The organism is Streptomyces sp. McG3, assembly GCF_018619185.1.
Taxonomy (GTDB): domain Bacteria; phylum Actinomycetota; class Actinomycetes; order Streptomycetales; family Streptomycetaceae; genus Streptomyces.
Window position 1 is genome coordinate 1 of sequence record NZ_JAAXYC010000271.1, and the last position, 10,940, is coordinate 10,940.

The 10,940-nt window shown below is 72.2% G+C and carries 10 protein-coding genes; 5 read left to right on the forward strand and 5 right to left on the reverse strand.

The features are described from left to right. Positions 1–1,125: CdaR family transcriptional regulator (locus tag HET64_RS30560; RefSeq protein ID WP_215110402.1), on the reverse strand; the 1,125-nt coding region annotated here is incomplete at its 3' end. Between the two features lie 382 nt (positions 1,126–1,507). Between HET64_RS30560 and dnaN the strand changes: the two genes are divergently transcribed. After that, positions 1,508–2,635 (forward strand): DNA polymerase III subunit beta, encoded by a 1,128-nt coding sequence (dnaN, locus tag HET64_RS30565; RefSeq protein ID WP_215110394.1) that lies wholly within the window; start codon positions 1,508–1,510, stop codon positions 2,633–2,635. A 117-nt stretch (positions 2,636–2,752) separates the two neighbouring features. Here dnaN and HET64_RS30570 read toward each other — a convergent pair whose 3' ends face one another. Together HET64_RS30570 and HET64_RS30575 are read right to left on the reverse strand one after the other, a co-directional pair. Further along, complete coding sequence (locus HET64_RS30570) at positions 2,753–3,637, reverse strand: glycoside hydrolase family 19 protein (RefSeq protein WP_215110395.1); 885 nt, start codon at positions 3,635–3,637, stop codon at positions 2,753–2,755. Positions 3,638–3,933: 296 nt separating this feature from the next. Then, complete coding sequence (locus tag HET64_RS30575) at positions 3,934–4,815, reverse strand: glycoside hydrolase family 19 protein (RefSeq protein ID WP_215110403.1); 882 nt, start codon at positions 4,813–4,815, stop codon at positions 3,934–3,936. A 330-nt stretch (positions 4,816–5,145) separates the two neighbouring features. Here HET64_RS30575 and HET64_RS30580 point away from each other — a divergent pair, with 330 nt between their 5' ends. Beyond that, the gene (locus HET64_RS30580) at positions 5,146–6,525 is read left to right on the forward strand and encodes an MFS transporter (RefSeq protein WP_251146103.1); all 1,380 of its coding nucleotides are present in this window, start codon (positions 5,146–5,148) and stop codon (positions 6,523–6,525) included. A 93-nt stretch (positions 6,526–6,618) separates the two neighbouring features. Here the strand turns inward: HET64_RS30580 and HET64_RS30585 are convergent, their stop codons facing one another. Next, positions 6,619–7,902, reverse strand: coding sequence for an adenylosuccinate synthase (locus HET64_RS30585; RefSeq protein WP_215110397.1), 1,284 nt, complete (start codon positions 7,900–7,902; stop codon positions 6,619–6,621). 186 nt (positions 7,903–8,088) lie between these two features. Between HET64_RS30585 and HET64_RS30590 the strand changes: the two genes are divergently transcribed. Genes HET64_RS30590 through HET64_RS30600 form a run of 3 tightly spaced genes read left to right on the forward strand, consistent with a single transcriptional unit; the run spans position 8,089 to position 9,676 of the window. Beyond that, positions 8,089–8,970, forward strand: a complete 882-nt coding sequence (locus HET64_RS30590; protein ID WP_215110398.1) for a diacylglycerol kinase — start codon at positions 8,089–8,091, stop codon at positions 8,968–8,970. Between the two features lie 33 nt (positions 8,971–9,003). Next, positions 9,004–9,276 (forward strand): DUF1876 domain-containing protein, encoded by a 273-nt coding sequence (locus HET64_RS30595; protein WP_215110399.1) that lies wholly within the window; start codon positions 9,004–9,006, stop codon positions 9,274–9,276. A gap of 58 nt (positions 9,277–9,334) precedes the next feature. Then, positions 9,335–9,676: a hypothetical protein gene (locus HET64_RS30600; RefSeq protein WP_215110400.1), complete on the forward strand. Its 342-nt coding sequence runs from the start codon at positions 9,335–9,337 to the stop codon at positions 9,674–9,676. A 10-nt stretch (positions 9,677–9,686) separates the two neighbouring features. Here the strand turns inward: HET64_RS30600 and HET64_RS30605 are convergent, their stop codons facing one another. Then, the gene (locus HET64_RS30605; protein ID WP_215110401.1) at positions 9,687–10,892 is read right to left on the reverse strand and encodes a cytochrome P450; all 1,206 of its coding nucleotides are present in this window, start codon (positions 10,890–10,892) and stop codon (positions 9,687–9,689) included. Between the last annotated feature and the right edge of the window lie 48 nt (positions 10,893–10,940).

The following is a 10,940-nucleotide window of genomic DNA, read 5'->3' on the forward strand; positions in this document are numbered from 1 at the left end:
CGCCGGGGCGGGGGTGGCGCGGACGCGCAGCGCCAGGTCGAGGGCGGCCTGGTCGGCGAGCCGGTGCAGGTCGAGGCCGAGCAGCTCGCCGATGAGCCGCAGCCGGGCGGCCAGGGTGTTGCGGTGGACCTTGAGGTGGCCGGTCGCGTGCGACGAGAACGCCAGCCAGGAGCCGGCCGTGGCCACCAGCTCCTGGGCTCCGGGGTCCTGCACGCGGCGCGGCACATGCGTCAGCAGCGGGGCCAGCAGGTCGTGCGCCCACTGCCGCCCGGCCGGTCCGACGACGAGCGCGGGATCCGGCGAGCTCCCGAACCGGGCGTGCCGGGACGGCAGTTCACGGGCGACGGCCAGGGCGTGGAAGGCCTGGCGGTAGCCGGTCGCGGTGTCGGCCAGCGGCACGGGTTCGCTGACGCCCACGACGCAGTCGTCGACCCGGGCGGCGACGGCCGCGTCGGTCGGGGCGGCCCCCTCCGCCGGCTCCTCCGCGGGCATCACCAGGATGAGGTGGCGGGCGTAGACGGGGCACCGCACGATCCAGGACCGGCCGCCGTCCGCGTCCACACAGACCCGGGCCACCTCGTCGTGGCCGTCGCGCGAGCACTCCACGACGCACACCCGTACCGGATCGGGCAGCCGGGGGCGCAGTGCGCCGGCGACCTGCTGGGCGATGGAGAGCTGGCCCGTCATCAGCAGGTGCAGCACCGCCTCGCGGCCCCGGGACTCGGCGAGGTCGACCCGGCGGCGCTTGCGCTCCAGGGTCTCGGCCTGCCGGCACACGGACAGCGGCAGGACCACGTCGGCCAGCAGCGTGGCGAGCCCGGCGGCCACGGGCCGGGGGGCGACGACGGCGAGCACGGGGGCCGCGCGGTCGTCGGCGCTCAGGGGGAACAGCAGGGCGGTGTGCGCGCCCGTGTCGAGGGAGTACGCCCGGGCCGCGCGCTCCGTGAGGGCACTCGCGCCCTCGGCGACGAGCCCCGCGATGTCGGGCACCACCGCCCGTGCCGTACGGGACTCCGCGTGCAGCACCGTCCCGTCCGGGCCGACGAGCCCGGCCCAGCCACCCGCCCGCCCGGCCAGCCAGCGCAGCAGTTCGGCGGTCCCGCCGGTGCGGGCCAGCCGGTGCATCAGCAGAAGGTCGTCCGCACGCTCCCGTGCTCGCATCTGTTCCCCCGTTCCCGCCCGGGACACGGCCGTGGAGCCGGTGGACCACCCCGCACGACTGACTGTGCGGACCGATACCCCCGCGGCCGCCCCACTGGGCGCATTGAATCTCCCGTCTCCCTACCCTGCGTTCTATCGTCCGAACGTGTTCCAGCCCGTCGGGGGACGGCTCCGGAACAGGGGGGCGCGGGGATACGGGGAACGCGGCGGCAGCGGCTCACGGGGGTGGTCGCTGTCGTCGGCTCCCGCCCCGCGCCGATTGTCAGTGGTGCCTTCTATCGTCGTCGTCACGGGAGCCGGACTCCGGCTTTCGGCTCCGGCTTTCGACGTGCCAGGAAAGGCCCCCATGGAGTTCCGTATCGAACGCGGTGCCCTGACCGACGCCGTGTCCTGGGCGGCCCGTGTGCTGCCCGTGCGCTCGCCCGTCCCCGTGCTGGGCGGGCTGCTGCTGGACACGGAGAGCGGGGGCCGGGGCGAGGGCGGGCCGCTGAGGATCTCCGGGCTCGACTACGAGGCGTCCGCGCGCGTCGACGTGGACGCCGAGGTCGTGCGGCCCGGGAAGGTGCTCGTCATGGGGCGGCGGCTGCTGGACATCTGCAAGGTGCTGCCCGAGGGGCCCGTGGAGTGCGCCGTGGAGGGCTCGCGGTTCACGGTGTCGGGCGACGGGGCCCGGTTCGGCCTGTCCGTGCTGCCGCTGGACGACTACCCCGCTCTGCCCCCGCTCCCGCAGGTCCGGGGCGCGGTCGACGCGGAGCTGTTCGCGGCGGCGGTGGCGGATGTGGCGGTGGCCGCGGGGCGCGACGACACGCTGCCCGCGCTCACCGGGATCCGGCTGGGGCTCGACGGCGACACGATGACGCTCGCCGCGACCGACCGGTACCGCTTCGCCGTACGGACCCTCCCGTGGAAGGCGGCCACGCCGGACGGGACCGCCGACGTCATCGTCTCCGCCCGCCGCCTGACCGAGATCGCCCGCTCGCTGGGCCGGTCCGGGCTGGTGAGCGTCGCTCTGGACGCCGGTTCGGCGGGCTTCGAGCACGCCGGGACGCGGACCACGGTGCGGCTGCTGGAGGGCCGGCTGCCGCGCCACGAGAAGCTGTTCGCGATGCCGGACCCGGCGGTCGCGGTGGTGGACCGGGCCCGGCTGACGGAGGCCGTCAAGCGGGTCTCCGTCGTCGCCGACGGGGACAGCCCGGTGCAGCTGGCCTTCTCCCGCGCCGACGCCTCCGTGACGCTCCGCGCGGGTTACGAGGACGACGTGGCGTCCCAGCGGCTGCCGGCCTCCCTGGAGGGGGCCGAGGAGCTGACCGTGGCCTTCAACCCCGGCTATCTGGCGGACGCCCTGGCGTCCTTCACGGAACCGTCCCTGCGGCTCCTGCTGCTGGGGGCCGGACAGCGCGCGATGATCACGGACGAGGCGGGCACGGACGTCCACCGGCACCTGCTGATGTCGGTGAAGCCGCAGTTGGCGTGACGGGCACCGGACGCCGAAGCGGGGGCGCGCCCGGCGTGAGCCGGACACACCCCCGTTCGGGTGGGGTCCTCGGGGATCCTCAACGGCCCTCGCGCGCCGCTGAGGTGCGGTACGGAATCAGCAGCTCAGGTTCGGACCGGTCGTGGTGCCGAGGATCTGGGTGAACTGCGTGAACTTGTTGATGCGGCTCTGGACCTGCGCCGGGTTGCCGCCGTTGCACTCCAGGGAGCCGTTGATCGAGCGGATCGTCTCACCGAAGCCGGCGTTGTTGACGATGGCGTTGTGCGGGGTCATGGTGCCGGGGCCGTTCTGGGTGTTCCAGTACCAGAGGCCGGTCTTCCACGCCACGGCGGCGTCCTGCTCCACCAGGTACGGGTTGGCGAGCAGGTTGATGCCCAGGGCGTCACCGGCGGCCTTGTAGTTGAAGTTCCAGCTCAGCTGGATCGGGCCGCGGCCGTAGTAGGCGGCCTGGCCGGCCGGGCAGCCGTAGGACTGCGTGGTGTCGCAGTAGTGCGGGTAGTTCGCCTCGTTGACTTCCTTGATGTAGAACAGCCCGCCGGTCTCGTGGCTGACGTTGGCGAGGAAGGCCGCGGCCTCGCGCTTCTTCACCTCGTCGCTGCCGGTTTTGGCGAAGGCCGGGAAGGCGCCCAGGGCGTCGGTGAGGCCCTTGTACGTGTAGAAGGCGTTCCGGTTCGGGAACATCTGGTTGAACTGGGCCTCGCTGACGACGAAGCCGTTGTTCTCGCCCGGGTTCTCGCCGCCGGTGCCGCAGGCCCCCTTGTCGGCCCAGACGTCCGAGGTGCCCGGACGCTCGTTCTGGGTCCACCACTTCGCGGTGTAGTTGCGGCCGTTGTACGAGACCGCGCCGCCGTTCGTGTAGACGGAGGAGGAGCTCCAGGCCGTGGCGCAGGTGGCTGCCTGCGCGGTGGTGGCGGGAAGAACGATGAGCGCCGCGACGATCGCGCTGAGCGCGACCAGCAGACTCATGACACGTCGGATCACGTGATCACACTCCTTGGACGCGGCGCGACGTCCGGCCGGCGCCGCCGTGGGGGTGCCGACACTCAAGCGAGGATGGTCTGGACCTGTCAAGGTCTAGACCATCCTCGAAGAAGGTGCCGGTTCCACCGGTTTCGGCCGCCGCCGCCCGGGGCGATCACGTCAAGAGGGCCCCCAACAGCGCCTATTCCGGAAGGAGTCCATCCGGATCGCCCGCGAACGGGGGCGGAACCGAAGGTAAAATCTTCCGGCCCGCCCAGCATGCGGACGCTTCCGCACGACCGGCGGACGCACCGTGCTCAGCAGGTGAGCCCGGCCCCCGGGGCCACCCCGACGATGCCGGTGATGCGCTCGTACCGCTCCACCCGCGCGGTCACCGACCCCGGGTTGCCGCCGTCGCACTCCAGGGCCCCGTTGAGCGAACGGATCGTCTCGCCGAAGCCGGCGCCGCCGACCATCGCGTCGTGGGAGGTCATGGTGCCGGGGCCGTTCTGGGTGTTCCAGTACCAGAGGGCGGTGGCCCAGGCGACGGACGGATCCCGCTCGACCAGCCAGGGATCGTTCAGCAGGTCGAGCCCGAGGGCGTCCCCGGCGGCCTTGTAGTTGAAGTTCCAGCTGAACATGATCGGGCCGCGCCCGTAGTACGCCTCGCGCCCCGCCGGGCAGCCGAAGGGCTGGGTGTCGTCGCACTTGCGCCAGTAGTTGGCCTCATTGATCTCCTTGACGTACTTCAGCCCCACCGACTCGAAGTCCGCGTGCGTCAGGAACGCCGCCGCCTCCCGGGCCCGGGTCTGCGGCGTACCGACGTTGGCGAAGCGCGGGTAGGCGTGCAGCGCGTCGATCAGGCCCTGGTACGTGTAGAAGGGGTCGCGGTCCGGGAAGATCTCGTCGAACCGCTGCTCGCTGATGACGAAGTCGGACACCCCTCCCGCACAGGCGCCCCGGTCCGACCAGGCGGATCCGGCGCCCGGATTCTCGCCCCGCGTCCACCACTTGGCGCTCCAGTTGCGCCCGTGGTGGGAGACGGCGTCCCCGGCGCGGTAGTCGGCCGAGGCGCTGTGGAGCGGCGCGCAGGGCTCGGCGGCGGGCGCCGCGGCCGACGCGGCGGGGGCCGCCACGAGAGCGGCGGCGAGGGTGACCAGGGCCGCCGGGACGGTCAGGAACCTCTTGGCACGGGCGATGCGATCGATGCGGTTCAGGGCTGCTCACTCCTTCGGCGCGGCACACCGAGGACCCCGGCAGGCCGACATGACGGGCCACCACCCAAGCCCGCCTGGTCTGAACCTGTCAAGGTCTAGACCAGACATGCCGAAGTCCCGCCGAAGCCATGCCGGAGTCCCGCCGAAGTCCCACCGGAGCCACGCCCTGCTTCATGGGGCTTGATACCCACCCCGGGTATATGGCCGGTCAAGCCATTGCGATGGGTGACGCCCCTTCCATAGCGTCATCGGGTGATAACCGCCCACCCCCGCCGACAGGCCGCACTCGTCGTTCTCTGCTTCGTCCAGTTCATGCTGGTTCTGGACGATACGGTCGTCAACGTCGCCCTCCCCAGCATCAGGAGCGACCTCGGATTCAGCACCACGGACCTGACCTGGGTCGCCAACGCGTACTTCCTCGCCTTCGGCGGACTGCTGCTGCTCTTCGGCCGCCTCGGCGACCTGATCGGCCGCCGCCGGGTCTTCCTCTGGGGCGTGATCCTGTTCGGCGCCGCGAGCCTGCTCTGCGGACTCGCCCAGGAGCCCTGGCAGCTCGTGGCCGGACGGTTCGCCCAGGGGGCGGGCGCGGCCATGGCCAGCCCGGCGGCCCTGGCGCTGATCACCCTGCTCTTCCCCGGCCGCGGGGAGCGCGCCAAGGCGCTCGGCATCTGGGGCGCCATCGCCGGTCTGGGCGGCACGACCGGGGTGGTGATCTCCGGGGCGCTCACCGGGCTGGCGTCCTGGCGCTGGATCTTCCTGATCAATCTACCGGTCGCCGTCCTGGCCCTGGTGCTCCTGCCGCGTCTGGTCGGCGAGAGCCGCACCGACCGCCCCACCCGGCTGGACGTCCCGGGCGCGCTGCTGGGCACCGGCGCCGTCGTCTCCCTGGTCTACGCCCTGCTCCAGACCGAGCAGGCGGGCTGGAGCGACCGGTCGGTCCTGGTTCCGCTGCTGCTCGGCATCGCCCTGGGGGCCCTCTTCCTCGTCGTCGAGGCACGCACGGCGGATCCGCTCATCCCGCTGTCCTTCCTCTCCGTCAGGATCCGCGTGGTCTCCAACGCCGCGGGCCTGCTCTTCGCCGCCGCCTTCTTCTCCCTCTCCTTCCTGCTGATGCTGCATCTGCAGACGGTGCTGGGATACGGGCCGCTCAAGGCCGGCTTCGGCTTTCTGCCCTACGGCGCGGGCATCCTCACCGGCGTCTGGTGCTCCTCCCGCGTCGTGGTCGGGCTCGGGCTGCGGTGGGCCCTGGTGCTGGCGTTCCTGATCAGCGCGGGCGGACTCCTGCTGCTCTCCGGGGTGTCGCCGAACGACAGCTACGCGATCGGCGTGCTGCCCGGCATGCTGGTGGTGAGCTTCGGCTCCGGCCTCGGCTTCCCCGCCCTCGCCATCGCCGGGGTCTCCGGCACCGACGAGGAGAACGCCGGCCTCGGCTCGGCGATCCTCAGCTCGGTGCAGCAGATCGGCGGCGCCGTGGGGCTGGCCGTCCTGGTCTCCGTGGCCACCCGGCGCAGCGAGGAGCTGACCGGTTCCGTCGGCCCGTCGCGCGCGGCGACGGAAGGGTTCTCCCTGACGCTCACCATCGCCGCCGGGCTGCTGGCGCTCGGCGCCGCGCTCATCGCCGTACTGCTCGCCAGGGACAGCGCGGCACAGCCGGAATCCGCCACGCGGGAGCCGTCACCGAAACCGGTGTAGCGAGGAAGCGGTGAGGGCGTGAACGCGCCGCGGCGGCGGACGACGGGGGTGCCCCGTCGTCCGCCGCCGCACGCGGTGTCGCTCGCCCGTTCCCTACAGGAACGAGTTGATCTCGATGGTCTCGGTCCGGCCGGGGCCGACGCCGATCGCGGAGATCGGAGCGCCCGACATCTCCTCCAGGGCCTTCACGTACGCCTGCGCGTTCTTCGGCAGGTCGTCGAAGGTCTTGGCCTTCGTGATGTCCTCGGACCAGCCCGGCAGGTTCTCGTAGATCGGCTTCGCGTGGTGAAAGTCGGTCTGGTTGTACGGGAGTTCCTCGACGCGCTTGCCGTCGATCTCGTACGCCACGCAGACCGGGATCTGCTCCCAGCCGGTGAGGACGTCCAGCTTGGTGAGGAAGAAGTCGGTCAGGCCGTTGACCCGGGTCGCGTACCGCGCGATCGGGGCGTCGAACCAACCACAGCGGCGGTCACGGCCGGTGGTGACACCGCGCTCGCCGCCGATGCGACGCAGCGCCTCGCCGTCCTCGTCGTGCAGCTCCGTCGGGAACGGACCGGCCCCGACCCGCGTCGTATAGGCCTTGAGGATGCCGATGACCCGGCTGATCTTCGTCGGGCCCACGCCGGCGCCGGTGCAGGCGCCGCCCGCGGTCGGGTTCGACGAGGTGACGAAGGGGTACGTGCCGTGGTCGACGTCGAGCAGGGTGCCCTGGCCGCCCTCGAAGAGGACGACCTTGCCCTCGTCGATGGCATCGTTCAGGATCAGGGTCGTGTCGGCGACGAACGGCTTGATCTGCTCCGCGTACTGGAGCATGTCCTCGACGACCTTGCCGGCCTCGATGGCCCGGCGGTTGAAGACCTTGGCCAGGAGCTGGTTCTTCTGCTCCAGGGCCGCCTCCACCTTCTGCTCCAGGATCGACTCGTCGTAGAGGTCCTGGACGCGGATCCCCACCCGGTTGATCTTGTCGGCGTACGTCGGACCGATGCCCCGGCCCGTCGTGCCGATCTTGCGCTTCCCCAGGAAGCGCTCGGTCACCTTGTCGAGCGTGACGTTGTACGGAGTGATCAAATGAGCGTTGCCGCTGATCAGAAGCTTGGACGTGTCGACGCCTCGCTCGTTCAGACCGCTCAGCTCGGAGAGCAGGACCGCCGGGTCGACCACGACACCGTTCCCGATGACCGGGGTACACCCCGGCGACAGGATTCCGGAGGGGAGGAGATGCAGTGCGTACTTCTGGTCGCCCACGACGACCGTGTGACCGGCGTTGTTACCGCCTTGGTATCGCACGACATAGTCCACGGATCCACCGAGGAGGTCGGTGGCCTTCCCCTTGCCCTCGTCACCCCACTGAGCACCGAGCAGCACAAGTGCGGGCACAGGCGTACACCCCTTCCGGGCGGGGCATGTCCAAGGTCAGGGGGCGTACGTAAAGGTCGTACCTGCCGCACGACGATGTACGGCAAAGCCTGAGCCGTCGAACCGGGTGCCCCGGAATAGACGAAGCCCCTGGCGCAATAGCGCAAGGGGCTCTTGCACCAAGATGCTACCCGAGGAAGGACCGAGGTGTCGGCTGCAGAGCCCCCCGGCGACGGAGACGACCAGCTCCTGGTGGTCATCGACCCGGTCGCCCGCCGGACCGACGGCGAGTCCGTCCGTATCGCCAAGGACGTGCTGAGCGCCGGCTCGCACGCCAAGATCTGCCTTCCGGACACCCCCGAGGAGTTCGCGCGGGCCCTGTCCCGGCGGGGTTCGCGCAGGCCCGTGGTGGTCGGCGACGATCACGCGCTGCTGCGCGCGGTGGCCCAGCTCCACCGCGAACGGGAGCTGGCCGACGGCGTCCTCTCCCTGATCCCCGTCGGCGCGGCGCACGCCCTGGAGGTGGCCCACGCCCTCGGCGTCCCCCGGGGCGCGGTGGCGGCCGCACGGACCGCGCTGGACGGCGCGGTGCGCCGTCTGGACCTCCTGGTCGACGACAGCGACGGCGTCGTCCTCGGCCGCCTCCGCATCCCCGCCCCGGCCCCGCCGTCCGGCTCGGGGGGCCCGCACACGGGCGTCACGGCCGTCTGGGACACCTGCCGCTCGCTGATGACGTCCCTGGTCCGCCCGGCCCCGGTCGCCGCCGCCGCGCACCCGGGCACGCACCGGCTGCGCATCGAGGCGGACGGGGTGCTGCTGAGCGACCTGGACACGCCGGTACGGGGCATCTCGGTGACCTCCCAGGGCGGCGGGGGCCTGGCCGACGTCGTCGTCCGCACCGCCTCGGGCGAGGACGTCACGGCGGAGGCCAAGGCCGTCACGGTCTCCGGCGCGGACTTCCGCTACCGGGCGGACATACAGACCGGGGGGCCGGTCCGCACCCGGACCTGGACCGTCCGGGCCGGCGCCTGGGGGCTGATGCTGCCGGGCCCGGCGAGCGCGGACGGGACAGCGGGCGCACGCTGGTAGAAGACGGCCCGAGACGTCCCGGAGGTGACCGTCATGACCAGGATCGCTGTCGGATGGCACATCGACCTCGCATTCGAGGAGGACGCCCACCGCACCCGCGCGGCGGCGCTCGTCCGCCTCTCCGACGGAACAGAGGTACGCGCCCACGGCTACGCCAGCCGCCATCCCTCGGACTCCGATCAGCAGCGGGTCGGCGAGGAGATCGCGGGGGCCAGGGCGCTCAACGAACTGGCGATGAAACTGCTGACCAAGGCGCACGACGAGATCGACGAGGCGTCGGGCCGACGGTCGTACCCGCTGACGTAGCACCGGGGCTCCGCCCCGGAAGCGGAACCGCGCCCGCGCCCCACCGCGTCCCCCAGGCATGGAGATCCAGAACCCACGGCGGGACGCCGTCGTCGGAACCGCCGGCTGCCTGACCGCCTTCGCCGGAGCGCTCGCGGGCATCGCCCTCTGGGCCCCGTACGGCAAGGACGGCCTCCTCGACGGCTTCGAGGGGGCCACCAACTGGGACGTCGTCCGGTTCGGCCTGCCCCTCATGATCCTCGGCGGCATCGCGGCGGCCCTCGCCGTGTTCTTCCTGGTCCGGGGCGACTGGAAGCGGACGATCGGCCTCGTCGCGGCCGTCGCCGCGCTCTTCGCGATCGGCGTCGGCCTCGACGCGCTGGCCGGAGCGCCGGGGCCGGAGTGCTACGACCCCTGCTGACCGGCCGGTCTCACACCTCCGCCCGCAGCTCCTTCAGCCCCCGGATCACATACCCCGGCTGCCACTCGGGCTCGGCCGTCATCCGCAGGGCCGGCGCCTTGCGGAGCAGCTCCCCGAAGGAGGCGGCCAGCTCCAGCCGGGCCAGCGGGGCGCCCAGGCAGAAGTGGATGCCCGCGCCGAAGGTGATGTGCGGGTTGTCCTCCCGGGACAGGTCCAGCGTGTCCGGGCGCGCGAACCGCTCCGGGTCCCGGTTGGCCGAGCCGAACAGCAGCGCCACCTCCGCGCCCCGCCCGATCACCTGGCCGTCGATCTCGATGTCGTCGAGCACCCAGCGCTCGAACATCTGCAACGGGGTGTCGTAGCGCAGGAGTTCCTCGATCGCGCGCGGCAGCAGAGCGGGGTCGGCGCGCAGAGCGGCCAGTTGCTCCGGGTGGTGGAAGAGCGTGCGCCAGCCGTTCACGGTGGTGTTCACCGTCGCCTCGTGGCCCGCGTTCAGCAGGAGCACACAGGTCGAGATCATCTCCTGCTCGGTCAGCCGCTCGCCCTCGTCGTGGGCGGCGATGAGCGCCGAGATCAGGTCCTCGCCGGGGTTCGCGCGCCGCTCGGCGATGAGCCCGCGCAGATACGCGGAGAAGTCGACGGAGGCACGGACGGCGGCCTCGGCCGTCTCCTCGGAGGGGTTCAGCTCGAACATCCCGCAGATCGCCGCCGACCAGGGCCGCAGCAGCCCCCGGTCCGCCTCCGGGACGCCCAGCATCTCCGCGATCACGGCGACCGGCAGCGGCTCCGCGACCTCCGCGAGAAGGTCCCCGCCGCCCTTCGCCACGAAGGCGTCGACCAGCTCGGCCGCCAGCCGCCGTACGGTCGGGGCGAGGTTCTCGACCGTACGCGGGGTGAACGCCTTGGAGATCAGCCGCCGGATCCGGGGATGGTCCGGGGCCTCCAGATCGAGGATGCCCTGCCCGTTGAGCGTGGTGAACGGCTCGTGCGCGGCGGGCGGCGGGGTCCGGCCGAACTCCTCGTGGCCGAAGCGGTGCAGATACGTCCGGCCGAGGCGGCGGTCGCGCAGCAGGGCCGACACATCGGAGTGGTGCGGGATCAGCCACTGCCCCGTCGGCTCGAACCAGTGGGCCCGGCCGGCGGCGCGCAGCGCGGTGTAGGCGGGGTAGGGATCGGCGACGAACGCGGGCGACCAGGGGTCGAAGGACACGTGCATGACCCGACGCTACCCGCGCCCGCCACCGGCGCAAGGGGTGTACCCGCC